The sequence below is a fragment of the Bacillus gobiensis genome (assembly GCF_001278705.1).
Classification (GTDB): Bacteria; Bacillota; Bacilli; order Bacillales; family Bacillaceae; genus Bacillus; species Bacillus gobiensis.
The window spans coordinates 4,144,083-4,169,744 of the sequence record NZ_CP012600.1; the positions used below are offsets into that span (position 1 = coordinate 4,144,083).

Annotated in this window: 25 protein-coding genes, 1 pseudogene and 1 riboswitch; of the genes and pseudogenes, 18 read left to right on the forward strand and 8 right to left on the reverse strand. The window is 39.3% G+C overall.

The genetic code is table 11. The annotated features are described in order from the left end of the window. Nucleotides 1-11 precede the first annotated feature (11 nt). Complete coding sequence (locus AM592_RS20765; protein ID WP_053605535.1) at nt 12-941, forward strand: hypothetical protein; 930 nt, start codon at nt 12-14, stop codon at nt 939-941. Between the two features lie 52 nt (nt 942-993). Beyond that, nucleotides 994-2,049 carry a hypothetical protein gene (locus tag AM592_RS20770; RefSeq protein WP_148564356.1) on the forward strand — a complete coding sequence of 352 codons (1,056 nt, stop codon included), beginning with the start codon at nt 994-996 and terminating at the stop codon, nt 2,047-2,049. Nucleotides 2,050-2,207: 158 nt separating this feature from the next. Here the strand turns inward: AM592_RS20770 and aguB are convergent, their stop codons facing one another. Together aguB and AM592_RS20780 are read right to left on the reverse strand one after the other, a co-directional pair. Further along, entirely contained in the window at nt 2,208-3,083 is an 876-nt protein-coding gene (aguB, locus tag AM592_RS20775; protein WP_053605537.1) for an N-carbamoylputrescine amidase, read from the reverse strand. Nucleotide 3,084: 1 nt separating this feature from the next. Beyond that, complete coding sequence (locus AM592_RS20780) at nt 3,085-4,131, reverse strand: agmatine deiminase family protein (protein ID WP_053605538.1); 1,047 nt, start codon at nt 4,129-4,131, stop codon at nt 3,085-3,087. Nucleotides 4,132-4,693: 562 nt separating this feature from the next. Between AM592_RS20780 and AM592_RS20785 the strand changes: the two are divergent. Next, nucleotides 4,694-5,924, forward strand: a pseudogene (locus AM592_RS20785) (RtcB family protein). Between the two features lie 170 nt (nt 5,925-6,094). Here AM592_RS20785 and AM592_RS20790 read toward each other — a convergent pair. Both AM592_RS20790 and AM592_RS20795 read right to left on the reverse strand, forming a co-directional pair. Continuing rightward, entirely contained in the window at nt 6,095-6,487 is a 393-nt protein-coding gene (locus AM592_RS20790) for a DUF2178 domain-containing protein (RefSeq protein ID WP_053605539.1), read from the reverse strand. Continuing rightward, complete coding sequence (locus AM592_RS20795) at nt 6,480-6,695, reverse strand: helix-turn-helix transcriptional regulator (RefSeq protein ID WP_053605540.1); 216 nt, start codon at nt 6,693-6,695, stop codon at nt 6,480-6,482. Before AM592_RS20795 ends, AM592_RS20790 begins: the two co-directional genes overlap by 8 nt. Before the next feature lie 235 nt (nt 6,696-6,930). On the opposite strand from AM592_RS20795, the gene msrA reads away from it, so the two are divergent. The 3 genes from msrA to AM592_RS20810 all read left to right on the forward strand — a co-directional run bounded on the left by msrA (nt 6,931) and on the right by AM592_RS20810 (nt 8,606). After that, a complete protein-coding gene (gene msrA, locus AM592_RS20800; RefSeq protein WP_053605541.1) occupies nt 6,931-7,446 on the forward strand; it encodes a peptide-methionine (S)-S-oxide reductase MsrA in 516 nt (171 codons plus the stop codon). Between the two features lie 73 nt (nt 7,447-7,519). Next, on the forward strand, nt 7,520-8,326 hold the full coding sequence (locus tag AM592_RS20805) for a serine hydrolase (protein ID WP_053605542.1): 807 nt from the start codon (nt 7,520-7,522) through the stop codon (nt 8,324-8,326). Continuing rightward, a complete protein-coding gene (locus AM592_RS20810; RefSeq protein WP_053605543.1) occupies nt 8,310-8,606 on the forward strand; it encodes a hypothetical protein in 297 nt (98 codons plus the stop codon). The genes AM592_RS20805 and AM592_RS20810 overlap by 17 nt, the downstream gene beginning before the upstream one ends. A 141-nt stretch (nt 8,607-8,747) precedes the next feature. Here the strand turns inward: AM592_RS20810 and AM592_RS20815 are convergent, their stop codons facing one another. The 4 genes from AM592_RS20815 to AM592_RS20830 all read right to left on the reverse strand — a co-directional run bounded on the left by AM592_RS20815 (nt 8,748) and on the right by AM592_RS20830 (nt 12,565). Further along, nucleotides 8,748-9,947 carry a M20 family metallopeptidase gene (locus AM592_RS20815; RefSeq protein WP_053605544.1) on the reverse strand — a complete coding sequence of 400 codons (1,200 nt, stop codon included), beginning with the start codon at nt 9,945-9,947 and terminating at the stop codon, nt 8,748-8,750. A gap of 13 nt (nt 9,948-9,960) precedes the next feature. After that, on the reverse strand, nt 9,961-10,821 hold the full coding sequence (locus AM592_RS20820; RefSeq protein ID WP_053605545.1) for a MetQ/NlpA family ABC transporter substrate-binding protein: 861 nt from the start codon (nt 10,819-10,821) through the stop codon (nt 9,961-9,963). A gap of 65 nt (nt 10,822-10,886) precedes the next feature. Beyond that, nucleotides 10,887-11,549 (reverse strand): methionine ABC transporter permease, encoded by a 663-nt coding sequence (locus AM592_RS20825; protein ID WP_053605546.1) that lies wholly within the window; start codon nt 11,547-11,549, stop codon nt 10,887-10,889. After that, a complete protein-coding gene (locus AM592_RS20830) occupies nt 11,549-12,565 on the reverse strand; it encodes a methionine ABC transporter ATP-binding protein (protein ID WP_053605547.1) in 1,017 nt (338 codons plus the stop codon). The genes AM592_RS20825 and AM592_RS20830 overlap by 1 nt, the downstream gene beginning before the upstream one ends. A gap of 92 nt (nt 12,566-12,657) precedes the next feature. Continuing rightward, a riboswitch (SAM riboswitch) is annotated at nt 12,658-12,760 on the reverse strand. Between the two features lie 1,027 nt (nt 12,761-13,787). On the opposite strand from AM592_RS20830, the gene AM592_RS20835 reads away from it, so the two are divergent. The 12 genes from AM592_RS20835 (at nt 13,788) to AM592_RS20890 (ending at nt 25,633) form a co-directional block, all read left to right on the forward strand. Next, complete coding sequence (locus AM592_RS20835; protein ID WP_053605548.1) at nt 13,788-14,579, forward strand: ABC transporter permease; 792 nt, start codon at nt 13,788-13,790, stop codon at nt 14,577-14,579. 21 nt (nt 14,580-14,600) lie between these two features. Then, nucleotides 14,601-15,635 (forward strand): taurine ABC transporter substrate-binding protein, encoded by a 1,035-nt coding sequence (locus AM592_RS20840; protein WP_053605549.1) that lies wholly within the window; start codon nt 14,601-14,603, stop codon nt 15,633-15,635. Nucleotides 15,636-15,656: 21 nt separating this feature from the next. Beyond that, a complete protein-coding gene (locus AM592_RS20845; protein ID WP_082364263.1) occupies nt 15,657-16,484 on the forward strand; it encodes an ABC transporter ATP-binding protein in 828 nt (275 codons plus the stop codon). Between the two features lie 6 nt (nt 16,485-16,490). Then, on the forward strand, nt 16,491-17,423 hold the full coding sequence (locus AM592_RS20850; protein ID WP_053605550.1) for a TauD/TfdA dioxygenase family protein: 933 nt from the start codon (nt 16,491-16,493) through the stop codon (nt 17,421-17,423). Between the two features lie 69 nt (nt 17,424-17,492). Next, on the forward strand, nt 17,493-17,831 hold the full coding sequence (locus AM592_RS20855) for a DMT family transporter (RefSeq protein WP_053605551.1): 339 nt from the start codon (nt 17,493-17,495) through the stop codon (nt 17,829-17,831). Nucleotides 17,832-18,225: 394 nt separating this feature from the next. Further along, nucleotides 18,226-19,272 (forward strand): sulfate ABC transporter substrate-binding protein, encoded by a 1,047-nt coding sequence (locus AM592_RS20860; RefSeq protein ID WP_053605552.1) that lies wholly within the window; start codon nt 18,226-18,228, stop codon nt 19,270-19,272. 3 nt (nt 19,273-19,275) lie between these two features. Further along, a complete protein-coding gene (cysT, locus tag AM592_RS20865; protein ID WP_082364266.1) occupies nt 19,276-20,103 on the forward strand; it encodes a sulfate ABC transporter permease subunit CysT in 828 nt (275 codons plus the stop codon). 12 nt (nt 20,104-20,115) lie between these two features. Next, nucleotides 20,116-21,021 carry a sulfate ABC transporter permease subunit CysW gene (gene cysW, locus AM592_RS20870; RefSeq protein WP_053605554.1) on the forward strand — a complete coding sequence of 302 codons (906 nt, stop codon included), beginning with the start codon at nt 20,116-20,118 and terminating at the stop codon, nt 21,019-21,021. Between the two features lie 2 nt (nt 21,022-21,023). Further along, a complete protein-coding gene (locus AM592_RS20875; protein ID WP_053605555.1) occupies nt 21,024-22,082 on the forward strand; it encodes a sulfate/molybdate ABC transporter ATP-binding protein in 1,059 nt (352 codons plus the stop codon). Between the two features lie 284 nt (nt 22,083-22,366). Continuing rightward, a complete protein-coding gene (locus AM592_RS20880) occupies nt 22,367-23,140 on the forward strand; it encodes a TatD family hydrolase (RefSeq protein WP_053605556.1) in 774 nt (257 codons plus the stop codon). Between the two features lie 274 nt (nt 23,141-23,414). Then, complete coding sequence (locus AM592_RS20885) at nt 23,415-24,635, forward strand: aminotransferase-like domain-containing protein (protein WP_053605557.1); 1,221 nt, start codon at nt 23,415-23,417, stop codon at nt 24,633-24,635. Next, nucleotides 24,635-25,633, forward strand: a complete 999-nt coding sequence (locus tag AM592_RS20890; protein ID WP_053605558.1) for a D-2-hydroxyacid dehydrogenase — start codon at nt 24,635-24,637, stop codon at nt 25,631-25,633. Before AM592_RS20885 ends, AM592_RS20890 begins: the two co-directional genes overlap by 1 nt. The last annotated feature ends 29 nt before the right edge of the window (nt 25,634-25,662 follow it).

Below are 25,662 nucleotides of genomic sequence, written 5' to 3' on the forward strand. Positions count from 1 at the left end.
AGAGGTCCTATATGATTGTTTGTTCAGTCGTCACTTCTGCTGATATACCGAAAGCGAAGGTAATGGCAACGTCGGTAAAAGATCATTTACCAGAGAGCAAGGTAGTGATCTGCCTTGTTGAAAAATTCATGGATCCTGCAGCAGAGGGGTTTAAACACTTTGACAAGGTTTTGCTTGCAAACGAATTAGGTTTCCAGTGGCCCAAATTTGACAGGATCATCTTCAAATATAACGTGATAGAAGGAGTCAGTGCGATTAAAGGTCAGTTGTTAAAAGACCTTCTATATATTTATACCGAAGAAGATTATTTTTTATATCTTGACTCAGAGATGAAGGTCGTTAATAAGTGTCCCGAGATGTTTGAAGAACTTAAGAACCACTCTGTCTTGCTGACACCTCATCAATTATACCCTTCTAAGGATATTGAACGGGAGCATCAATTGTTAAACGAGGGGACATTCCATAGCGGTTTTATCGCTATCAAACGAACGGAGAATTCGACAAAGTTTATTGAGTGGTTTGCAGATCGGCTCAATCAATTTTATGAAGATCCTTACAAGAGCCAGGAACTCGATAAAAAATTCTTAAATCTGGCGATGGGAGGCTTCGATATCCGTGTTTTAAAACACCCTGGTTATAACGTTGCTGCTTGGAATCTTCATGAAAGAATGATGGTAACGGATAAGGATGGAGCAACGCATGTACTTGGGCAGCCTTTACGAATTATCAATTATTCTAATTTGGAGAGCTGGCGACAAGATGGCGAAATTCAAGGGTATGGATCGGATAAAAATAACTGGAGCTACAATTTCTATCAAAGCGGTGAAAGAATATCACGGGAAGTAAGGTTCAAATATAGAATAAATCCAGAGGCATATGATTCCTATGAGGATCTTTTTGCAGAATCAAACAGCAGTCTTTTACAAATAAATAATAAGTAAGGGAGGTTCGTTCTTTTCCGCATATAAAGCATCTATGCGAAAAGAAAACAAAATGATCATAATTACTACGACCAGTGCGGGCCATTTATACAAAGCTAAGGTTATGGCAAGGTCGGCTAAAACTTATATGCCGGATGCCAAGATTGTGACATGTTTGATTGAAAAAGAATTGCATCCCTTTGATACTAATGCATCCGCGACTTCAGATACGCCGGAAGGCCAGGCTGCAGACCTAAGAAGATCCACCCTTCTCAAAGGTTTTGAATACTTCGATGAAGTGGTGCTTGCCAAGAATATGGGCATTCCAAATTTTGATAAACTGGCGTTCAAGCACAGCGCACTTGAATTTTCGTGTATTTTGAAATATTACACTATGATCTATGCTATGAAAAAATATCCGAATGAAAAGTATTTTGTTTATCTTGACTCAGATATGAAAGTGTATGGTCCTTTTGTAGAAGTAATGAGCGGATTTGAAAATAACTCAATTGTACTCACACCCCATCGTGTCGATCCGGACCCTTGGGAACACTTTTTGAAGGACGGCACATTTAATGGCGGTTTTTTTGCAGTAAAGAGAACAGAAGATGGAGAGAAATTTCTTAATTGGATGACAAGCAGATTGTCAGTGAAAAACTATATTGATGAGGAGCAGGGACTATTCGTTGATCAAAAATGGCTGAATCTGGCTCCGGCATACTTTGATGTACACATCCTCAGACATCATGGTTATAATTTAGCGGGATGGAACTTACACGAACCCGAAAGAAAGCAAATAAATAATATCGGCGGAGCTTACAGAGTAAAGGATAAATATTTACGTTTGATCCATTTCTCAGGCATAGGAATCTTTTTAGAGCGGGTAATAAATGATTGGTTTCCGACGAATAAGACCCATCCTTTATTCTCTTTACTTGATGAATATAAAAATGAATGGGATGAGATGGGGAGAAGCGCCATCAAAAACTTGCCATGGAGCTACGATTTCTTTGAAAGCGGTGAACGAATCACCTCTGAAACCCGTGGGAAAATCAAATATCAGCCAGAGCTGCTAGATAGGCATCCTAATCCGTTTGCCAAGTCAAATAAAGATTATGAGTTTCAATAAGATCTTAAATAATCGCCGTAAACTGCCATCTATCTAATGGCAGTTTTTTTCGTATCCTAAACCCATGGAGCGATGTGTCATAATAGTTTTTTGGTAACCTGAATCCATTATGAAAGAAACCTTGATAACAAAAAAGGAGAGAACTTCTCCCCATTTCTTCACACATTCAATTCCCCATCAGATGAGGTGATTGTTTTATATAATTCCGGCCGGCGGTCACGAAAGATTCCCCATTCAGTTCGTTGATATTCAAGCTGATTCAAATCAAATTCGGCGATTAGAATACTTTCCTCCGTCCTCCCGGCTTCTTTGATCTTATTGCCTTGAGGCCCGGCGATAAAGGAGGAGCCGTAGAATGTAATCGTAGAATCATCATCACTTTCAACCCCGATACGGTTAGAAGCAATAACCGGCACAAGGTTTGATGCTGCATGCCCAAGCATGCAAGCCTGCCAGTGATCCTTGCTGTCGACCTGCGAATCCTCAGGCTCTGAACCGATGGCTGTCGGGTAAAGCAATAATTCGGCTCCCATTAAGGCCATCGCGCGCGCTGCTTCAGGGAACCATTGATCCCAGCAAACACCTACGCCGATTTTGCCATAACGCGTGTCCCATACTTTAAAGCCGGTATCTCCAGGATTAAAATAGTACTTTTCTTCATACCCAGGACCGTCCGGAATATGGCTTTTTCGATAGGTGCCAAGCACTTTTCCATCTGCGTCTATCATCGCGATCGAGTTATAGCGCGCATTGTTTTTCTTTTCGTAATAGCTGATCGGAAGAACGACTTCAAGCTCCCTGGCAATTTCTTTAAAATAATTGACGGCTTTGTTATGTTCAAGCTCTGTCGCGTAAGCATAATACTCTGGTTTTTCTTTCTGGCAGAAATATGGTGTCTCAAACAGCTCTTGCAGCAGGATGACTTGAGCTCCTTGCTCAGCTGCTTTGCGTACGAGTATTTCGGCCTTGCTTATATTTTCATCGATATTCGGTGAGCAGCTCATTTGAGTGGCTGCAACTTTAACCTTTCTCATGTTATCCCTCTCCATTTCTAGTAGATACAGCTGGCATTTGCTGCGTTGTGCAATGGACATTCCCGCCTTCTTTTACAACGGCCATTCCATCGATCTTACGAATTCTATAGTCCGGAAATACATTTTGCAGCGCTTCTTCCGCCATTTTGTCATATTCTAAAGCATCACCGCCGAAAACAGGAAGGATGATCCCTCCGTTAACAAAGTAAAAATTTAAATAGCTCAGAGTTAATCTTTTTCCATTATAGTGACGGGCAGGAGGCTGCTGTATCGGTATGATTTCGATCGTTCTGCCTTTAGCATCAGTTGCATTTCGTAATATCGCTAAATTTTCCTGGCTGATTTCATAGTTTTCATCCGATTGGTCGTCACAAACCTGAATAAGCACCTTTCCTGGAGCGGCGAAGCAGGCGACATTATCTACGTGACCGTCCGTTTCATCTCCGATAAGTCCGCGATTTAACCAAATGACTTTTTCGATATTTACATGCTTTTTTACAATCGATTCAATCTCTTCTTTTGTTAAGTCTGGATTGCGATTCGGATTTAGAAGACATTCCTTCGTCGTAAGCAAAGTGCCATCGCCGTCGACATGAATGCTCCCGCCTTCCAAAACGAGAGGCGCATCGAATTTTTTTGTGCCAAAATGCTTTAATAGCTCTGGCGCCACTTGGTCATCAAGATCCCATGGCTCGTATTTTCCGCCCCATGCATTAAATCCCCAATTAATCCCGGCAAGCTCGTTATTTTTATTGATAATAAATGTTGGACCGTTATCTCTCAGCCAGGCGTCATTATGAGGAATCGCCAGTATTTCTATGTTTTCAGCAGAAAAGCGTGAAGCGACTGCTTCTTCGTCGCCTGGATTCACAATCACAGTAACAGGTTCAAACTCGGAGATGGCTTGAATCAGTTCAGTATACCCTTTACAGACGTTATCGTAATCATCCGGGTAAATCATTGAATCCTGAATGGGCCAGGAAATTAACGTACGCTCATGCTGTGCCCACTCTGGAGGCATTTTATATGTCAAATCACTAGGATTCATTTTGTCATCACTCTTTTTCTATATAAACTTTGCAATCTTTTTCAAGCTATATCATATATCAATTTACCTGCAAGCTCAATTGGTAGGTTTTATATAAGGGGAATTTACTAAAAGTGCCATGGGATTGCATGGGCGCAGGTACGTGGTAAAATTGCACGGATAGGCCATGGAATTGCATAGAAACAACGGTTTGCCTCTGCATTTTTGCTGCTGTTTCCCTGCTGCAAGCATGTAATGCAGCTTCCCGACATTCGAAAGAAGTGAGTTGTATCAAAACTGTCATACCAAATATAAATTTTTTAAACTTCCACTTAAATATTTTCCATTTTACAGTGTGATTTACTATAATATAGTAATGATGGCATAGTAGAGCGAAAATGTGAGGATAACATGTGACTAATCCGAATTTGAGTAGAATATTATAATGTCTGCATAGTTTTTTCGGTATTTTAGTACTAACCAAGTGTATAGATTTATATATTTAATAGTTAAATGTTCCAAGTAGCTATTTTTAAATTATAGAAAGAAATAAACACCTATACTCTAGAAGGAGAGAATTAAAGTGATAAAAATCACAGGGACGCAAACAGAAGCGAGAGTATTTTCAAATCATCCTCAGGATGCTGCGATTGAGCAAATTCAAGAACTATGCAATCAACCTTTTTTAAAGGGCACGAAAATTAGCATTATGCCAGACTATCATGCAGGCAAAGGGTGTGTGATAGGGACTACCATCCAGCTGAAGGATAAGGTCGTACCTAATTTAGTAGGTGTAGACGTCGGCTGCGGTGTTTTAACGGTCAAGCTTAAAGAAAAGGACATCGATTTTGACAGATTGGACAAAGTCATTCGTACATTCGTTCCAAGCGGACAGGACGTTCACTCAGATCAGACTGTATCTTACATAAGCACGAGCTTTCCGGCACCTGAACTATTTAAAGCGAATCACGTATTGAGTCAAGAGAAAAGCGTGCATAGCTTAGGTACACTTGGAGGCGGCAATCATTTTTATCGAAGTGTCTGCCGATACCGAAGGCTTTCACTATTTAACAATCCATACAGGCAGCAGATATGTAGGTGAAAAGATTGCTAATTATTATCAAAAGACAGCCATCTCAAACCTGCGTAAACGGGATGTGTCCACTCTGATTAAACAATTAAAAGCAGAGGGCAGGTACAATGAAATCGAAGCAGCGATAAAAAACTATAATGAGAAAAATCCGATTATTCCTGATGATTTAGCGTATTTAGAAGGTGAGTATTTTCATAATTACATTCATGACATGAAATTGGCGCAAAACTATGCTAAAGCAAATCGAGAAGAAATTGCCAGAGCGATCATAGAGAATATGGGCTTTGTGGAGCTTGATCGCTTTGATACGGTTCATAATTATATTGATACGGATCAAATGATTTTGCGAAAAGGAGCAGTGTCTGCTCAAAAGGGTGAACGGCTCATTATTCCTATTAACATGAGAGATGGGTCGATCCTGGCTGTCGGTAAAGGCAATGAAGAGTGGAATTATTCTGCGCCACATGGTGCTGGTCGTATATTGAGCCGCAGACAGGCGATGAAAACCTTAAGCATGAACGAATTTCAAAGTACAATGAGAGATATTTGGACCACCTCAGTATCTAAAGAAACATTGGACGAAGCACCAATGGCCTACAAGCCATTAAATGAAATATTAGAGAAAATTGAAGAAACAGCGGAGATTGCAGGTTTTATCAAGCCAATCTACAACTTCAAAGCCAGTGAAAAGTTTGTTCCTTTTCATAAAAGAAGAGCGTAGAAAGAGAAAAAGCTAATCCCTTTTATTGTAGCTTTAGAATTCCTTGAACAAAAGAAAAGAGCGTGTTTTGGAAAAATTGATCAAAACGCGCTCTTAATATATTAAAATTGAACCTGAATCTTACTCTATTAAAGTGCTCCATTTAGTTTATGACCTTTAGTGAAGCGCTATTATTTATACTTCTTTGAATATATGTACTCTGTAATCGGAAGTGTAACAAATGTAAGACCAACCACAGTAAGCAAAGGATAATTCTTAATATCATTAAAATTAGATACACCTTCAGAAATGAACAGAACTAAACCTGCCAAAATCATTAACACAAAATACCCTATCTTTGCACTCTGGGTTTCAATATGTCTGTCTAATTCGTCTTTCTCTCCATTGCCTTCACGGTTACTCCAATTAAGCCAATTAAAAAATTGTGAAAAGGAAAGTAGACTTAAGAAAACAGAACCTCCATCTATAGTCCCGAAGCTCACCCACTTGTATAAGGTAAATCCAGCTAACGTACAAAATACAGCAAAGGCTATTACAGGGATGACTTTTTTTGATTTATTCATTCCTTTTCCCTCCGTTTTCATAATGTATAAATAATTCTTCCATTGTGATTCCTAACTTTTTGGCAATATCAAATGCTAACTGTAAACTTGGATCATATTTGTTGTTCTCAATCGCGTTAATCGTTTGCCTGCTTACATTACATAGTTCTGCTAATTTGCCTTGTGAAAGACTATTTTTCTCTCTGTATTCCTTAATTCTATTTTCCATTTCATATACCGCCTCTACACTCAGGTGTAAAAAATCTTTTACACCTATATGATAAAATATACCAAAGAAGGTGTCAAAAACATTTTACACACTTCATTGGCTAAAGATTTATTCCATATAAACTGTAAACTTTGAATTAAATCTTGTTTTCCGAAGCATTACTGCTTTTCAATAGGCGAACGTCTTCGTTTATGGTACACTTCTTCATAATAATGAGAAAGTGGAGGAAGTTTTAATGGAGAAAGCAACATTTGCTGGCGGCTGCTTTTGGTGCATGGTGACGCCGTTTGACGAATTACCTGGAATTGAAGGAATTGTATCAGGATATGCGGGCGGCGAAACTGAAAACCCTAGCTATGAAGACATAAAAACAGGAACCACAGGTCATAGGGAAGTGGTTCAAATTACATTTGAACCGGATATTTTTCCATATGAAAAGCTGTTGGAGCTATATTGGCAGCAGATTGATCCGACAGACGTGGAGGGGCAATTTCACGACCGCGGGCCGCAGTATCGTACAGCGATTTTTTACCATAATGAACTCCAGATGGAACAAGCTATTGAATCTAAGAAAAAATTAGAACAGAGCGGGATATTTAAAAAGCCAATTGTGACAGATATTCTACCTGCAGCGCCTTTTTACCCGGCTGAGGATTACCATCAAGACTTTCACAAAAAAAATCCGGATGAGTATAAGCTTGATCGAAAAAAATCCGGCCGTGATGAATTTATAAAAGAGCATTGGGATTAAGTTTAAGAAAATAAGGCTGTTACGCTCTCCATTGGGCAGCAGCCTTTTTCAAAATAGATGGGAGCTCCGATCAATGAACTTAACCGAGGCAAAACCAGAAGTTGGCCACATTATCGGTTCTTACGAGAAAAACGTCTCTCTTTGCATCTGTACAGATGATGGTGAAATCAATATCAATGACAATCAGCGAATGGCAGCTGCAAGTGTGATTAAGCTTCCAATTTTGCTTGAAGGATTTCGCCAGTCTAATGTAAATCTGCTCAATTTGGAAACAAAAATAGAAGTAACGGATCAAGATCGAGTCGGCGGTTCAGGCGTTTTAAAGAGTTTTCGTGGAGTGGAGCAGCTATCGGTTAGAAATCTGATGGCACTTATGATAACGGTTTCCGACAATACGGCTTCCAATCTATTGATTGATCTTATTGGTATGAAGAATATCCAATCCTTTGTAAACAGTGTTGGATGCTCAAATAGCTTTCTAAGGCGGCATTTCATGGATACGCAAGCAATGAAAGCGGGAATAGAAAATGAAACAACTGCACGTGATATGGTCGGGTGTTTAAAGCTGATTGCCGAAAAAAATTCTATTTTTACGGAATTAAATAGAGAAGAAATGCTGAGTATGCTGTCAGGTCAGCAATTTCACAAGCTGATAAACCAACCTGTAGGTCCGAATATAGAGCTGTATAACAAAACAGGAGACCTGCCTGGAATTGACCACGATGTAGCAATTCTAAAGCACAAGGAACGACTCGTATACATTGCGATGCTGACGAAAGGATGGAAGGATAGGGAGACTGGTCTCAAAATAATCAAGAGAATCGGACAGCTGATGATGAGATACATAAAGGAGGCAGCAGCAGATGAAAATACTTGCTAGTCACCGTTGTTTCGAAGTTCGCCAGGAAATCGGCTGGGTTGAAAAACGAACGGTTGAATCTTCTTTTGATATTAATCTATTTGAAGATGGTATTGCTGTTAAAGCTGACAAGTATCCTTTAGAATCTGTTTGGGATGTTTCCTATCGAAAAAAAGGAAATTTCGGATTTCTTTATCTGCATACATCAAGAGGAGTACGTTCATATTTAATAAAGGAAGCTCCCGATGATTTTATCAATGCCTATAAAAAACTAAAAAGCGACAATCCTGATCTTTTTTAAAAAGACCAGGATTTCTCTTGTTTTAGGATGTGGAGAGTTGAATAACTATTACCATATATAATCCTAGTATTATTGATGAAAAGTAATAAAATACTATCAATTGTGTTATAAAGGTGAATCTGCTAATGGTTATGTTACTAATCAACTTTTCTCATTTTTAGCAAGATCGAATGCTTTATTTACACGATGCAATAATGATGGATCTGTTAAAAGGCGGTAGCCGGCTCTTGCGAGAGCTTTGGCACCTTTGATTAGTGCTTGATTACCAAGTTCAGACTTTGCGGCTTCTCTGAAATCGTTTGTGTGTGCAATTAAGTCATCAGGGCCAATTCTTATATAGGGGTGCGCAGTAGGCACTTCATAGCTAATATTACCGGCATCTGTTGAGCCTTTACCAGTAGACTTTTCTAAATTGACCGTTTCTCCTACTGACTCTAATTCTTTATGTAAAATTTCGTCTAATACTGGATTTAGTATTAGATCTTTTACTTCATTTTGGAATCTTTCTATTTTTACAGTCGTACCAGTTGCAAGTGCAGCTCCTTCTGCAACGGAGCGGACTTTAGCAGAAACTTCTTCTGTTTTTTTCCAAGATTCTGCTCGGATATAGAAACGAGCCGCTGCGTATTCAGGAATAATATTTGGCGCATCGCCGCCATGTGTAATAATTCCATGAATACGAATATCATCAGGGAGCTGTTGGCGAAGTGCATTAATGCCATTAAATAGCTGGATAACGGCATCTAAGGCATTAATTCCCTTCTCGGGGGAACCAGCTGCATGAGCAGCCTTTCCATAAAAATGAAAATCAAGTGGATCAACTGCAAGGGATCCGCTAGTTAAAGAGGTTTTTCCGGATGGATGTATCATTAATGCGACATCAACGTCTTTTAAATAGCCATGTTTAACAAAGCTGCCTTTTGCACTTCCGTTAGGACCGCCTTCTTCAGCTGGTGTTCCTAACACAACAACACGTCCGCCTGTTTCTGCAAGTGTTTGAGAAAGGGCAATTCCAGCAGCAACGCTAGTTGTCCCAATGATGTTGTGGCCGCATGCATGCCCTAACCCTGGCAAAGCATCATATTCTGCAAGAAAAGCGATGGTTGGACCTGAAATTCCACTGTCTTTTACAGCATAAAAGGATGTTTCGTGTCCTGCTACTGCAGTATCTACTGTAAAACCAGCATTTGTAAGAATGTTTACATGTGTTTTACTTGCAAAAAACTCTTGGTTCCCAATTTCAGGTTTTGCGTGAATAGCTTGGCTTGTTTGTATATATAGCTCTTTATTTTCATTGATAGAATTTGTAATCAATTCTATGCCAGTCAATGTTTCGCTCATGATAATCCCCCTCTTATAGGTCTTTAAATTGTTTTATTAAATCCTCTTTTGAAGTGTCTACAACAATAGATCCACCATTTGTATCTGCCTCAACGGCTTTTATCACATCTGCTTCATGATATAACTCAACAATTCGTTGATAGGTTTTATTATTTTCATCTTCTGCACGTGCAGCAAATACGTTGACATAAGGAAGAGCATTTTTATCACTAGCGTCTTCTAGAAAAATCGGATCTTTTACAGGGTCTAATCCGGCTTGTCCTGCAACACCATTGTTAATGACGGATGCAGCAACATCTGGAAGAACACGTGGTGTTTGTTGTGCCACAACGGGAAAGATATCTAGATTTTTTGGATTTTCAACTATTTTTGATGGATCGCCGAAAAGTCCAAAATCATCCGCTAATTTGATTAACCCAGCTGATTCAAGGAGCTTTAATGCACGAGCTTGGTTAGAAGGATCATCAGGAATAGCAATTCTTTGTCCATTTTTGATATCATTAATATCTTTTATTTTCTCGGAGTAGATCCCCATAGGTGCAATGACAGTTGCGCCGATAGGCACTAAATCAGCATTGTTTTCTTTTGTGAATTGGCTCAGAAAAGCGATGTGCTGGAAAGAGTTAATATCAATTTCTTTATTAGCTAATGCTTGATTAGGAAGGGTGTAGTCAGAAAACTCAATAAGCTCAATTTCTATTCCTTCTTTTTTAGCTTTTTCTTTTAAAGTGGGCCACACTTCTCCATCTGTACCAGTAACCCCGATTTTTACTTTAATAGTTTTATTGGAGCCGCCTGATGCTGAGTCATTGCCGCAAGCAGCAAGCACCCATACTGCCAATAATAATAAAAATAATAGTGTTATTTTTTTCATTTTAACAATCTCCTTTATTCTGTTTGGTTTTTATCCCGCATTAACGGTCAGATTGAAGTTTCACTTTATCTGCGCATTATTTTTCGAGACAATGTATTCCCGATCCATTGCGCTAGCTGGACAAGCAAAATTAATATGACAACGGTAACCAGCATGACGCTGCCATCAAAACGTTGGTAGCCATAAGTCATGGCAACATGACCTAATCCACCGCCTCCGACTGTTCCGGCCATGGCAGAAAAATCTATTAAACCGATGGTTACAAAAGTTAATCCAAGGATAAGAGGCCCTAAAGCTTCAGGAATTAATACAGTAAAGATAATTTGAAGAGGGTTTGCTCCCATTGCCTTTGCTGCTTCAATTACGCCAGGATCAATGCTGATTAAATTATTCTCCACAATTCTTGCTATACCAAAAGATGCTGCGATGGTCATTGGGAAAATGGCTGCCCAAGTTCCGATAGTTGTCCCAATAATGGAGCGAGTTAGAGGGCTAATAGCAACAAGAAAAATAATAAAAGGAATAGGCCTAATGATATTAATTAAAATGTTCAATGCCTGAAATAAAATTTTATTTTCTAATATATTTCCTTTTCTAGTGATAAAAAGCAATAAACCAATGATGATGCCAAGAATGGAACCAAATATTAAAGTCGCAATTACCATTAGAATCGTTTCTCCTGTTGATTCCACTATCCTTGGCCAAAATGTTGTCCAGTCCACTCTCATTAAATGATCACCTCCTCTATTTCAACGGTTTCTTTTAACTCGGAAATTACATTGTCGATAGCTGCTTGATGCCCTTCAAATGATACCAATAAGTTTCCGTAAAATTTTTCTTGAAGCTCTTTGATAGATCCATAAATAATATTTATGTCTATATCATGTTTTCTTGTAATCTGGGATAGAACGGGATTGTTTGTTAATTCGCCGCTGAAAACAATCCGATATAAATTTTTCCCTCCATTTTCCTTCCATTGAGATAGTAATACTTCAGAAGGACGATCCTGCTGAACAGATTGAATAAACCGTTTAGTTGTCAAATGCTGTGGTTTTGTGAAGGTATCAAAAACTGATCCTGTTTCAACAACTGTGCCATTTTCCATCACAGCAACCCTATCACAGATGGATTGAATTACATGCATCTCATGTGTAATGAGCAAAATAGTGATCCCTAAACTCTTATTGACCCTTTTTAAAAGGCGGAGAATTTCTCCTGTTGTATCTGGGTCTAAAGCAGATGTAGCTTCATCACAAATTAGGATATCTGGAGAGGTGGCAAGGGCGCGCGCTATTCCTACCCTCTGTTTCTGCCCGCCAGATAACTGCTCCGGATAATCATTTGCTTTATCAGTTAAGCCTACAAACTGCAGCAGCTCTGTAACTCTAGCCTTTATTTCCTTTTTGGGGAACCCAGCAAGTTTAAGAGGATAAGCTATATTTCCAGCTACTGTCCGAGAGGAAAATAAATTAAAGTTTTGAAAAATCATGCCAATTCGTCTGCGGAGACTTCGAATCTCTTTTTGGGAAAGGCTAGATATGTCCTCTCCCTGAACCGTAATAGAACCGTTAGTGGGATTCTCCAACATATTAACAAGTCTCAATAGTGTGCTTTTTCCAGCGCCACTAAAACCTATAATTCCAAAAATTTCACCTTGAGAAATAGAGAGAGTAACGTCTTTTACTGCGTGAATTTCCCTTTTTCCTAATGTGAAAGTTTTTGCTACTTGCTTAAATTCAATCAATGCACACACTCCTTAAAAAAATTAGAACAAAAAGCCCCACTATTTTCTTATTCAGAAGAAAATAGTGGGGCTCTCGGAAATAAGCTACCTCATTCTCATCTTCCAATGCAGAAGCATTTGCAGGAATTGGCACGGTGTCATAAACCCGTTGCCGAGACTTCATTGGGCCTGTCCCTCAGTCTCTCTGGATAAGAAAAAATTAATATTAAGTTATTGGTTAGATTTGTTTACAAATATATTGTTATAATTAAAAAATGTCAAGGGTTTCTTTTCTATAAAATTTTAATGGGATTTTACTTTTGAAAGAATATCAGTTTATGTTTAAATTATATTGAAAAAATATAAAGTGTATTATTTATAAATAAAATACGATATAATAATTATATCAATTTAATTATAAAGAGAGTAATGAATGATCAAAACCTATTAAATAGGGCGGAATTATATTGTAATAAAACCTTCTTTGTTTTGTTCATCAAAATAAAATTTATGAATTGTTGGGGTAGAGATTGGCATAGGGATGATGGAAGAACTTGTTAGTGAGAGTCAATCAGAGGATATTGAAAAATTATCTATAACTGTAAAAATAAACATTGAAAAAACTGCACTGATCAATTTTTTCTCAATGTGTATCAACAAGGTTCGCTAATTCATACTTGACAGGTAAGGAAACTATGGATATTATAATGGCAGAATTTATCGATATCTTTCCGCTTAGCAAGTGCAGTCCGGACTGCAAAGCCAAATTGAACCTCTTAATTTAGTTTGTATTTATGACTGTAGTGGTAGAAAAGTGGCAATTGTGGATGAAGTCAAGATTTCTTATATTTTTAGTCTGCTAGTATGGTTCAGTGTTAATCACCGTTAACGATGAATAGATTACACAAATTGACAAGACAGAGAAAAATCATTTCTTGCTAAATAAGAATAAATATTGATTTATAAGAAAAGTTTTCTTTAATTTCTTCCAAATCCAAATAAATGGTCGACTGGATAACCAGAGACTCTTATCTTACGTAAAGACGTAAATTGATAAGAGTCTTTTTTATTTTCTCTTAGAAGGAGTGTTTTTCTTGCTTAACAATACGAAGGTTAGTGAATCAATACTATGACCTGCTTCTAAAGGCGGATATTTTAGTTATTGGTGGGGCTCCCTCCGGAAATGGGGTCTGGTATATCCCTCCAGCGAACCCTAAATTTTATTTATAAAGGAAGATGTCAAATGGAGAACAGTCATACGTATGGAAAGCACAATTTGATAGTGAAAGGCATTTCCTTAGCCAGTGTAATCATTTTATTCATTGTGTGGACAATCATTACAAATTTGAAGTGGGTAGATCCATTTTTTATTCCTACACCACAGGCTGTATGGGCTTCATTTATTGAACTTTTCACACAAGGGTATAAAGGAGCTTCGCTGCTTTCTCATATTTCTAATAGTATGTATCGTCTCTTTTCCGCGCTGTTTCTTGCATTCTTAATAGCTGTCCCACTAGGGCTATTATGCGGATATTCAAAATATATACGTGCTGTTTTTGATCCGATTATTGAATTTTATCGTCCTCTGCCGCCACTTGCATATTATGCAATTCTAGTATTATGGCTTGGTATCGACGATAAGTCAAAAATTGCTTTATTGTTTTTAAGCGCTTTTGCACCATTATTTATCACCATAGTATCAAGTGTCCAAAAATTACCTAGTGATCGTATCAATGCGGCGCTTTCTCTTGGGGGAACAAAAAGCAAAGTATTATGGCATATCATCTTGCCCTCTTGTCTGCCTGATATTATTACAGGATTACGGACAGCCATTGGTATAACGTATGCAACACTTGTTGCGGCTGAAATGGTTGCGGCAACAAGTGGAATTGGCTGGATGGTTCTTGATGCGAGTAAATACTTACGAAGTGACATTGTTTTTGCGGGCATCATCCTAATGGGGGCGATTGCGATTATCTTAGACAGTTTGATTCGTCTTTATCAGCGTAGTCGTTTTTCATGGGTAGGAAAATAAATAGAAAAGAAGGAATATAAAATGAACCTATTAAAAAGAAATGTTTTGTTAATCATCCTGTTAGCTTTTACAGTTAGTGCGGCTTGTTCAAATCAAGTTTCATCTAATTCAGCGTCAGAAAATAAATCAACATCTTCATCCGAAAATGTACCAGAAAAAATTGTTATTGGATATCAAGCATCACCAAGCGGAGAGTTGCTTGCAAAGGCGCTCGGACTGCTTGAAAAAAAATATCCCGACACCAAGGTTGAATGGGTGAAGTTTGATGCTGGACGTGATGTTAATAATGCGATCGCAAGCGGAAGCATTAACTTTGGAACTGTTGGAACACCGCCAACCTCTATTGGTATTGCGAATAAACTCCCGTACAGTGTGTATAACTTGCACGACATAATTGGAGAGAGTGAAGCTCTTGTCGTAAAGGATGATACCGGAATTCAGTCATTACATGATTTGAAGGGGAAGAAAATTGCAACAACTTTCAGTTCTACTTCTCATTATAGTTTGCTTGGTGCATTGAAAGAAGAAGGACTTGATCCTGTAAAAGAAAACATTACGATTTTAGACATGACCCCGCCTGATATTTATGCCGCATGGCAGCGTGGAGAAATCGATGGAGCCTATTTATGGCAGCCAATGCTGGAAAAATTAAATCAAGACAAAGGAAAGGTCATTGTGAACTCAAAAGAGCTTGCAGAAAAAGGAGTGTTAACTGCAGAACTAGGTTACGTGCATAATGATTTTGCTAAGAAATATCCGGAAGTTGTCAAGGACTACGTAAGCGTATTGGATGAGGCGGTTAAATATTATCGTGATAAGCCGAAAGAATCTGCTGATTTGCTTTCGAAAGAACTTGGATTGTCGCCAGAGGAAAGTTTAAAAACAATGAAACAACTTATCTGGCTTGACGCATCTCAGCAAAAAGAATACTTCTCAGGACCCTTAGCTGAAACGTTAAAAGAAACAGCCGATTTTCTTGTAGAACAAAAATCCATTTCAAGTGCACCCGATTTAGAAGTATATCAAAAATCACTATTGAAAGAAATTCATGAATAAAGTGAAACGGATGGTGAAGATATGAGCGGAGTCACAGCAACAACTTCTCCACATGAAAATGAAGTCAATCATCTGAAAAGAAAAGTAATTGAATTAAAAGAAATCTCTCTACAGTTTTCATCAAATCGAGCAGTACAACCTGTATTGGGAAATATCAATTTAGATTTGCACCAAGATGAGTTTGTCTGCATTCTCGGACCATCGGGATGCGGAAAATCAACATTATTAAATATTCTAGCAGGCTTTCAGAAACCAACAACCGGTCAAAGGTTTATAAATGGAGAAAAATATTCAAAACCGAATGCTGACATTGGGGTTGTTTTTCAACACCCAAATTTATTTCCATGGTTAACGATTCAAAACAATGTAGGCTTTGGTTTAAAAATGAAAGGTATGTCAAAAAAGGATAAAGAACGAATTATTGCTCATTACTTACAACTTGTCCAACTTGAATCATCTGCAGATCTACTTCCCCACCAGCTTTCAGGAGGGATGAAACAGCGAGCTGCCATTGCTAGAACATTAGCTGCAGAACCTAAAGCTATTTTAATGGATGAGCCATTTAGTGCACTTGATACATTAACGAAAGAAACAATGCAAAATCATCTATTGACCATTTGGAAAAAAACAAAGAAAAGTATATTTTTTATTACGCATGATGTCGAAGAGGCGCTTCTTCTTGGAACGAGAATTTTGGTTATGTATCCTGCACCTGGAAGGATAGCGATTGATATTGCGAATCCATTAATAAAGCAAAATCAATCGAATTCAGAGTTGAAAAATACGAAAGAATTTCTGGATTTGCGTACGTATTTAGTTTCCGTCATTAAAAAAGCTAAGGAGGAGTGAGTAAAGATGTCAAAAGAGTTAACGAATTATCCTAGACCACTTCATTTTGAAGGACGTACAGATAAGGAAGGACCACGCATAATACGGCGCGGAACAAATGCTGAGAATGGGTATAACTATACTAATTTTCGCGTCAAACCTTTAACCCCTATTATCGGTGCGGAAATTGAAGGAGTGGATTTAACAAAATCTCCAACAGAAGAGTTAAGAGATGAATTAAATCAAGCATTGCTAGATTGGAAGGTTATTTTCTTCCGTAATCAGCCGATTACAAGTGACCAGCAACTGGAATTGGGACGTTTATGGGGAGAGCTTGAAGTCCATCCTTTTTACTCAGTTCCAAAAGACCGATCAAATCATGTGATTCAGTTTGCTCGAAATCATAAACAAAGCGGCCACGAAAATATTTGGCACGCTGATGTAACTTTTCGTGAAAAACCAGCTAAAGCATCTATTTTACGGTTAATTGATGTACCGCCCGTTGGTGGCGACACCTTGTGGGCAGATATGGGTGCTGCATACGATAACTTACCCGAGGAAGTAAAAAAGAAGATTGATGGATTGCAAGCTTTACATGATTTTACTCCTTCATTCAGTCATTTATTGAGCCCTGAGGAATTACGTGAAAAACAGTCAGAGTTCCCTGCAGTTGCACACCCGGTGGTCCGTACTCATCCGGAAACAGGACAAAAGCTTTTATTCGTTAATCCTTCTTTTACAACGAGAATAATAGGTTTAGAAGAACAGGAAAGTGAAGAGCTTCTTCGTTATTTATTTCTTCAAACGCACGTTCCTGAATATCAAGTGCGCTTTAAGTGGGAGCCTAACTCTATTGCTTTCTGGGATAATCGAGCTACGCAGCATTATGCTGTTTCTGATTATTTTCCACATAATAGAAAAGCTGAGAGGGTAACGATTGCCGGTGATCAGCCGTTTTGATGGACAAGTCAAGCATTGACGTTTCATTTATTCTTTATCAGTTCAATGAATGTATAAGGAGAAAAGTAGATGAGCTGGATTTATTTAATCTTAGGTATTTTTGCTGAAATTATTGGCACAACGTCAATGAAGTTTTCTGTTGGTTTCACAAAATTGATTCCATCTTTTTCAATTTTTATATTTTACGGGCTCAGTCTAACACTTGTAACGTTATCACTTGAAAAAATTGATGTGAGTGTAGCCTATTCGATCTGGTCTGGTGTTGGAACAGCTATAATTGCTGTGATTGGAATAATCTACTTTAAAGAACCTCTTTCCACGATAAAAATCTTATCAATCCTGCTCATTATTGCGGGTGTCATTGGGCTAAATTTAGATGGAAACCTTATGAAGAACGGCCAACAGTAGCTTTATCTGTCAATATAAATAAATTGCATTTTAAAATGATGAAGAAACTCTGTTTAAATAACCGGTATTATTTATAAAACCCTTTTTATTTAGGGTTTTTTCTGTTCATTGAATACCTCGATCTGTGTAGGATACGTCAAATGTTTGCTTGATCCATTCACGAACTAAGAAGGACGTCCAATTCATTTCGGCAGGAAAACCAACGTCGGAACATGGTTATCTTTAAGGAAGGTATTTTTCATCATATTCGTTTGTTACCTAATACCCATAAATTTAAAGCAAACTATAAAACCGAGTTGACAGGTAAGAAAAGTTTGAATATTATTGATATATCTCATGAAGAGTTAAAATTTAAGATTTTCCAGAAAAAATAAGAATTGTAGGGGGAAATACTATGAAACTTTTTAAAACTTTAACTATCGGATTGACTGCAATCTTTTTGGCTGCGGGATGCTCTTCGGGTAATACATCCTCTGAAAGTGAGAGCAAAGATCAACCGGTAGAATTGCTTAACGTATCCTATGATCCTACACGAGAGCTTTACCAGGAGTACAATAAAGAGTTTCAGGATCATTGGAAAAAAGAGACAGGTCAGACAGTTACGTTTCAGCAATCTCATGGAGGTTCAGGGAAACAGGGACGATCGATTATCGATGGACTGGAGGCGGATGTCGCAACACTGGCTCTTGCTTACGATATTGATAGCATTGCAGGTGCGGGTTTGATTGATGAAGGGTGGCAGAAGGAGCTTCCTGATAATTCATCACCTTATACTTCAACAATTGTGTTTCTCGTAAAGAAAGACAATCCGAAGAATATCAAAAGCTGGAATGATTTAATCCGTGATGATGTTTCAGTGATTACGCCAAATCCGAAAACCTCGGGAGGTGCACGCTGGAATTACTTAGCTGCTTGGGATTATGCGGATAAGAAATATAACGGTGACGAAAACAAGATCAAACAATACATGAAAGAGTTGTTCCAAAATGTAGAAGTCCTTGACTCAGGGGCAAGGGGGGCAACCACTACGTTTGTAGAACGAGGAATCGGTGATGTCCTGCTGGCTTGGGAAAACGAAGCGTACTTATCTATAAATGAACTTGGAAAAGATCAATTTGAAATCGTTTATCCAGAAAGCAGTATTCTTGCTGAGCCATCAGTTGCCATTGTTGACAAGGTGGCAAAACGAAAAGGCACAGAGAAAGTAGCTAAAGCGTATTTGGAACACTTATATTCCGATGAAGGGCAAAAAATAGCTGCCAAAAATTATTACCGCCCTCGAAATGAAGACATTCGTAAAGAATATAGCAAGACATTTCCTGATATTGATCTTGTAACGATTGATGATGAAAAATTCGGAGGCTGGAAAAAAGCTCAGGAAACACATTTCAGTGACGGCGGGACATTCGATCAGATTTACTCAGGTAAAAAGGGGGAGTAAACGATTAAACCTGCAGCTGCAACAAGACAAAAACGATTACTTCCAGGCTTTACGATCAGTATGGGAATTACGTTGTCCTATCTGAGTCTTATTGTCATTATTCCATTATCGATGATCTTTGTGAAAACAGCTGCTCTCGGGCCGGGCGAATTATGGGAAATCATTAAAGATCCAAGGGTGCTGGCGAGCCTGCGTCTTACTGTGTTAACTTCCTTAGCCGCAGCTGTTTTTAATGCAATATTCGGCCTGTTATTAGCTTGGGTACTTACCCGCTACAGCTTTCCGGGAAAGAAAATGATTGACGGTTTAATTGACCTCCCGTTCGCCCTGCCTACTGCTGTGGCGGGTATTGCTTTGACGGAGCTGTATGCGCCGAATGGCTGGATCGGCCAGCTGTTTCATACAAAAGTGGCTTTTACTCCGATCGGAATCATTATTGCCCTTATATTTATCGGGATACCGTTCGTTGTAAGGACAGTGCAGCCGGTCATTAAAAGCCTAGATAAAGAAATGGAGGAAGCCTCTGCCACACTCGGTGCCAGCAGAGGCCGCACATTTATTAGCGTGATTTTTCCACAGCTATTGCCATCGCTGATCACAGGATTTTCTTTGGCATTTGCGAGATCCTTGGGCGAATATGGCTCAGTTGTTTTTATTGCAGGAAACATCCCGCTGAAAACAGAGATTGCACCACTCATTATTATGTCAAAGCTTGAACAATATGATTATAATGGAGCAGCCGCGGTTGCCTGCATCATGCTGGTCATTTCATTTATTCTCTTGCTCCTCATTAATCTGTGGCAGTGGAAAGTTTCAAGAAACGGGCTGTAGGAGGCAGAAGAAATGAACACGATCGCACAAAAGAAACAACAAGAATCAGTGAAAGCACATAAATCTATCCGACGTCATGAACCATCATCCGAATCAAGATGGGTCAAGGTTAGTTTGATCTCTCTTTGTTACTTGTTTGTCGCTTTGTTTTTGCTGCTCCCTCTTTTTTTAGTATTCATTAAAGCCTTTGAAAGAGGATTTGGCACTTATCTGGAGGCGATTACGAATCCGGATGCAATTGCGGCAATTAAGCTGACTTTGCTTGTCTTAATCATATCCGTCCCTTTAAATGCCCTGTTCGGCGTAGCTGCTGCATGGTTTGTCACGAAATACGAGTTTAAAGGGAAACAGGTTTTGACAACTATTTTGGACATTCCATTTGCCGTTTCTCCAGTCATTGCCGGTTTAATTTTTGTTCTTTTGTTCGGGTCAACCGGAGTTTTTGGACCTTGGTTAATCGAGAATGGCTTAAAGATCATTTATTCAGTACCAGGCATTATTTTGGCTACGTTATTTGTGACCTTTCCGTTTGTTGCACGTGAGCTGATTCCGTTTATGCAGAGCCAGGGAACGTCAGAGGAAGAAGCGTCTCTTACGCTCGGAGCGGGCGGCTTTAAGACATTTTGGCTTGTGACTCTTCCTAATATTAAATGGCCGCTGCTATATGGGGTTATCCTGTGCGGGGCAAGGTCTGTTGGTGAATTCGGCGCCGTTTCTGTCGTTTCCGGGCACATTCGCGGATTGACGAATACGATGCCTTTGCATATTGAAATCCTTTATAACGAGTATCAATTTTCTGCAGCCTTTGCAGTAGCATCCCTACTATCAATTTTTGCCGTTTTGACCCTAATTATCAAAGGATTGTTAGAGCGAAAAGCAAAATCGGCCGAAAAATCGTTTTCCAAGAACGGAGTGTAATGATGGGTATCACCATTGAACAGATTGACAAGTCCTATGGTACGTCTACTATCATAAAAGACCTTAGCTTAACCATTCAGAAAGGAGAGCTGATTTCTCTGCTGGGGCCTTCTGGATCGGGGAAGACGACGCTGCTTCGCATAATTGCCGGGCTGGAGCATGCAGACAGAGGAAAAATTCTTTTTGAAGGAATTGACCAGACAAATACGCATGTGAAAGAACGTAATGTAGGGTTTGTTTTTCAGCACTATGCCCTTTTTCAAAACATGACTGTATTTGATAACATCGCATACGGATTACGGGTGCGGCCGCGAAAGGAAAGGCCGACCAAAAAACAGATTGCAGAACGTGTGAATGAGCTGCTCGAAGTGGTGAAGCTGACCGAATGGAAAGACCGTTATCCTGCGCGGCTGTCAGGAGGACAAAGGCAGCGGGTGGCTTTGGCCCGCGCGCTTGCTGTTAATCCCAAAGTGCTCCTTCTCGATGAACCATTCGGTGCGCTGGATGCGAAGGTGAGAAAAGAGCTTCGGCGCTGGCTGAGGAAAGTGCATGATGAGTTTCAAATTACCAGTGTTTTTGTTACTCATGATCAGGAGGAAGCATTGGATATTTCGGATCGAGTGGTCATTATGAATGAAGGGGAAATTGAACAAATCGGCACACCTGAAGAAGTATATGACAGACCAGCCACGCCGTTTGTTTATGATTTTCTCGGAAATGTAAACCAATTTAGCGGAAAGATTTCTGACGGCTATCTCCTTGATGGAACAATCAAAATCGAAATCCCTAAAGAGCTTGATAAGAGTCCTGGTTCAGGAGTAGCCTATGCGAGGCCACATCGTTTTTCCATCAGCAAAGAGCCGGCAGGTGAGCATTCTATTCACTCAGTTGTGCTGCATGTTCAAAAGCTCGGCCCCATCGTTCGATTAGAATTACAGAGAAAAGATACCAATAGACAAATTCATGTCGAATTATCCGAGGATGAATTCGCAGAGTTAAAGCTTGAAGAAGGCGAAGAGGTCTTTGCAACAGCAAAGGAATTGACGGTTTTTTCATCTTAAATATTTTGCCTTATCTCTATTTGCCAGAGATAAGGTTTTTTATATGTATAATTAAGAAGTAAATCAATATCTGGGCGACGGCTTTTGTACAATTATCATGGTGAACTGTGCAATTCTGTCACGTTTTTGTTCGATTATCTTGGTGATTTGTGAAATTCCGTCCCTCTTCTGAGCAATTGACTCAGTAAATTGTGCAATTCCGGCTGACATTTGTGCAATTAAGCAGGGTATTTCATCCGTGCATGTGGAACGAGAATTTTGGTTATAGATTAGGAGTGAAAATCTTGAAAAAAATCATAGATGCCCATATTCACTTGGATCAATATAAAGAAGAAGAGCTGACTGCTATTTTTCAAGAGGCTTCCTTGCTAGAAGCGATCGTTTCAGTCTCTTTTGACCTCCAATCGTGCAAAAAGAACCTATCGCTATCGAAAGCGCACTCGAAAGTGAAGCCTGCGTTTGGCTTTCATCCTGAACAACCTCTCCCATCTGAAAGCCAGCTGCAAACACTTGTGGCCTGGATTGAAAAGAACCGCTATGACATGGCAGCTATCGGGGAAGTGGGGCTGCCTTATTACCTTAGAAAACAAAAGAAAAATGGCAGCTTTTCATTAAACAAGTATATTGAACTGTTGGAGACCTTTATCGTTCTAGCAAAAAAATGGGAGAAACCAATTGTCCTGCATGCCGTTTATGAGGATGCTCCTATTGTGTGTGACCTTCTGGAGAAACATTCCTTATCAAAAGCACATTTTCATTGGTTTAAAGGTGATCCGAAAACGATTGAACGAATGATACAGAATGGTTATTTTATTTCCGTAACTCCCGACGTCGTTTATGAGAAAGAAATTCAAGATTTGGTCAGGGTGTATCCTATGGAGCGATTAATGGTCGAGACAGATGGACCTTGGCCATTTGAGGGACCATTTAAAGGAATAATGACGAGTCCATTGATGATTCACCAGTCCATTGAAACCATCGCGGCTTTAAAAAAAGCTTCAATAGAGGACACATATCTAAAAATATTAGTGAATACAAAAAAATTCTACAGGATTTAAAAAGGGCCCTGCGTTTCAGGGCCTTTAAATCTTGCTCAGCTTGCCATATGAAGTGTGTTCGATTGTAGAAATCGATGGAACAATGATTGGGAAAGGTGTACCAGGCAGCTGTACGCGCCGGATTCAGTCTGAATTTAACAATCTTCTATTATCTTTAACATCGCATTAAGTTCCTTTGCCGTAATATAACCTCACAAATGGAGTGTAGGAATTATCAAATGATTTATAATGAAATGATAGGTGAAATGTAATCTTAAAATTGGGGGTTTTATCAATGCATCAATTGACGGAATTTTCCTTCTCTAAACGTTTTCCTGAATTGCCTTTAATATCTGCTGCTCTTGCAGAAGAGCATCCTGACTTTGTCCCTCTTTCATTCGGATTTCCCGCTAAGGAATCTTTTCTTATTCCTTTACTTTCGGAAGCAGCAGTTTCCGCTCTCCAAACGCAGGGTCTGGAATCACTCCAATATACTGGGGGGACAGGTCCTAAGAAGGTAAATGAGTGGATTAAAAAACGTTCTGAATTACGTTCGATTCAATCAGAGAATGAAAATATCTTAGTCACTTCTGGGTCGATGCAAGCCATTGATTTAGCGACTAGAACACTCGCTGATCCGGGAGATCATGTCTGGATTGAAGCCCCTTCTTTTTTCGGAGCGATCCGCCAGTTCTCCCTAGCTGAAGTCGAGCTAACCTCTTTTCCTATTGATGAGGATGGATTGCGAGTCGATCTCGTGGAACAAGCACTGATTGAAGCAAAGGTTAAAGGCAAACCGATGCCGAAAATGTTTTATGTGATGCCGAATTACCACAACCCGACAGGAGTTAATTTGTCTCTTGCAAGAAGAAAGAAGTTAGCTGAGCTGGCCTATGAATATAATTTTTATGTGCTAGAAGATGATGCGTATGTTGAATTGAGCTTTAGCGGAGGTTTTGTCCCTTCCATTTACTCTTTCGGACCCGAACGAGTCATTTATATAAGCACATTTTCTAAAATCATTGCACCTGGTATACGTATGGGATGGGCCATTGCAGGTGAACAAGTCATTAATAAAATGAGGATGCTGAAATCCGATGGCTCTACGAGTGTGTTTGTTCAAGAGATAGTTTCTCAATTTCTAGCAAAAATAGATTTTGAGCAGCACGTCCAATATTTAACATCGATTTATCGCGCTAGAAAAGATGCGATGGTTCGAAGTATTCATGAATATTTCGGCAATGAAGTTTCCTATCAAATGCCTGAGGGCGGCTTTTTCCTTTGGCTCACATTCCCTGCTGAGGTAGATACGAGTGAGTTTATGGAGAAGTCACTTAAAAATGGGGTGGGTTATCTTGACGGGAAGCATTTTTACTTGCAGAACGATGAGTTAAACCATATCCGTCTTAGCTTCACCTTCTGTGATGAAGAACAAATTAGACGGGGAATTCAACGGATTGCCGAATCCTACAATGATTATAAAAACAATCGTGAGGTTTTAGAGGAGGCTTTGTAATGAGTGTTTCAATGACTGAATCTAAAAAAACAGCTCCAGTCATTTATATCAGACTGGATATCTCTGAAGAATACGTTAAAAAATTTAAAGAGGTATGTTCAGAAGTGATCATTGAACCCTGGAAGTTGGGCGAACCTGAACCTGAGTCGACTATGGATGTATCAGACTGTGAGGTACTCTTTACTTTGGGGCTGCACGATAACCTGAACATTCTAAAAAAAGCGCCAAACGTCAAATGGGTTCATTCGGTCAGTGTTGGATTGGATGCGATGTTACATGAAGAGATCCTTTCTAACGATCTCATCATCACCAACTCAAAAGGATGTACGTCTGTTCCAATTGCGGAGCATACGATCGCTCTTATTACTTCATTTGCCAGAGGCATCCCCACGATGATTAAAAACCAAATGAATAAAGAATGGGCAAGTCTTCCGTTAACTGATCTCTCCTATTCTACAGTAGGAATCATTGGGTATGGCGAAATCGGCTTTGAAATCGCCAAACGATGTAAAGCGCTTGGCATGGGAGTGATCGGCTGCCGTAAAAATCCCGGCAAAAGAAGGGAAAATGAGCCGGCTGATTCAGTAGTGGGAATGGATCGAGTGGATGAAGTTCTGTCACAGTCCGATTTTATCGTCTTAGCTCTTCCGTCCACGAAAGAGACACAATCTTTTTTAAATAAAAAACGGTTAAGCAAAATGAAAAAGGATAGCTTCTTAATAAATATCGGCCGTGGAAATACAGTGGTGGAAAATGATTTAATAGAGTTCTTGAGCGACGGACGAATAGCCGGAGCTGCGCTTGATGTGTTTGAAGTTGAGCCATTGCCGAAGGACCATCCGTTTTGGGAGCTCGAAAATGTGATCGTTTCTCCACATAATGCCTACAACTCCGCAAGACACCATGATCGTGTCATGGACTTATTTTTGCAAAACTTAAAGCGTTATTCCGAAGGCAAGCCACTGTTAAATGTGGTGAATAAAGAAACGGGATATTAATAAAAAAGGTGGTCAGCTGATGCTGGCCG

Bases quoted from the DNA above. Each gene is read 5' to 3' on its own strand.
- AM592_RS20765 (WP_053605535.1), top strand. From the start codon at position 12: ATGATTGTTTGTTCAGTCGTCACTTCTGCTGATATACCGAAAGCGAAG.
- AM592_RS20770 (WP_148564356.1), top strand. From the start codon at position 994: ATGATCATAATTACTACGACCAGTGCGGGCCATTTATACAAAGCTAAG.
- aguB (WP_053605537.1), bottom strand. From the start codon at position 3,083: ATGAGAAAGGTTAAAGTTGCAGCCACTCAAATGAGCTGCTCACCGAAT.
- AM592_RS20780 (WP_053605538.1), bottom strand. From the start codon at position 4,131: ATGAATCCTAGTGATTTGACATATAAAATGCCTCCAGAGTGGGCACAG.
- AM592_RS20790 (WP_053605539.1), bottom strand. From the start codon at position 6,487: ATGAATAAATCAAAAAAAGTCATCCCTGTAATAGCCTTTGCTGTATTT.
- AM592_RS20795 (WP_053605540.1), bottom strand. From the start codon at position 6,695: ATGGAAAATAGAATTAAGGAATACAGAGAGAAAAATAGTCTTTCACAA.
- msrA (WP_053605541.1), top strand. From the start codon at position 6,931: ATGGAGAAAGCAACATTTGCTGGCGGCTGCTTTTGGTGCATGGTGACG.
- AM592_RS20805 (WP_053605542.1), top strand. From the start codon at position 7,520: ATGAACTTAACCGAGGCAAAACCAGAAGTTGGCCACATTATCGGTTCT.
- AM592_RS20810 (WP_053605543.1), top strand. From the start codon at position 8,310: ATGAAAATACTTGCTAGTCACCGTTGTTTCGAAGTTCGCCAGGAAATC.
- AM592_RS20815 (WP_053605544.1), bottom strand. From the start codon at position 9,947: ATGAGCGAAACATTGACTGGCATAGAATTGATTACAAATTCTATCAAT.
- AM592_RS20820 (WP_053605545.1), bottom strand. From the start codon at position 10,821: ATGAAAAAAATAACACTATTATTTTTATTATTATTGGCAGTATGGGTG.
- AM592_RS20825 (WP_053605546.1), bottom strand. From the start codon at position 11,549: ATGAGAGTGGACTGGACAACATTTTGGCCAAGGATAGTGGAATCAACA.
- AM592_RS20835 (WP_053605548.1), top strand. From the start codon at position 13,788: ATGGAGAACAGTCATACGTATGGAAAGCACAATTTGATAGTGAAAGGC.
- AM592_RS20840 (WP_053605549.1), top strand. From the start codon at position 14,601: ATGAACCTATTAAAAAGAAATGTTTTGTTAATCATCCTGTTAGCTTTT.
- AM592_RS20845 (WP_082364263.1), top strand. From the start codon at position 15,657: ATGAGCGGAGTCACAGCAACAACTTCTCCACATGAAAATGAAGTCAAT.
- AM592_RS20850 (WP_053605550.1), top strand. From the start codon at position 16,491: ATGTCAAAAGAGTTAACGAATTATCCTAGACCACTTCATTTTGAAGGA.
- AM592_RS20855 (WP_053605551.1), top strand. From the start codon at position 17,493: ATGAGCTGGATTTATTTAATCTTAGGTATTTTTGCTGAAATTATTGGC.
- AM592_RS20860 (WP_053605552.1), top strand. From the start codon at position 18,226: ATGAAACTTTTTAAAACTTTAACTATCGGATTGACTGCAATCTTTTTG.
- cysW (WP_053605554.1), top strand. From the start codon at position 20,116: ATGAACACGATCGCACAAAAGAAACAACAAGAATCAGTGAAAGCACAT.
- AM592_RS20875 (WP_053605555.1), top strand. From the start codon at position 21,024: ATGGGTATCACCATTGAACAGATTGACAAGTCCTATGGTACGTCTACT.
- AM592_RS20885 (WP_053605557.1), top strand. From the start codon at position 23,415: ATGCATCAATTGACGGAATTTTCCTTCTCTAAACGTTTTCCTGAATTG.
- AM592_RS20890 (WP_053605558.1), top strand. From the start codon at position 24,635: ATGAGTGTTTCAATGACTGAATCTAAAAAAACAGCTCCAGTCATTTAT.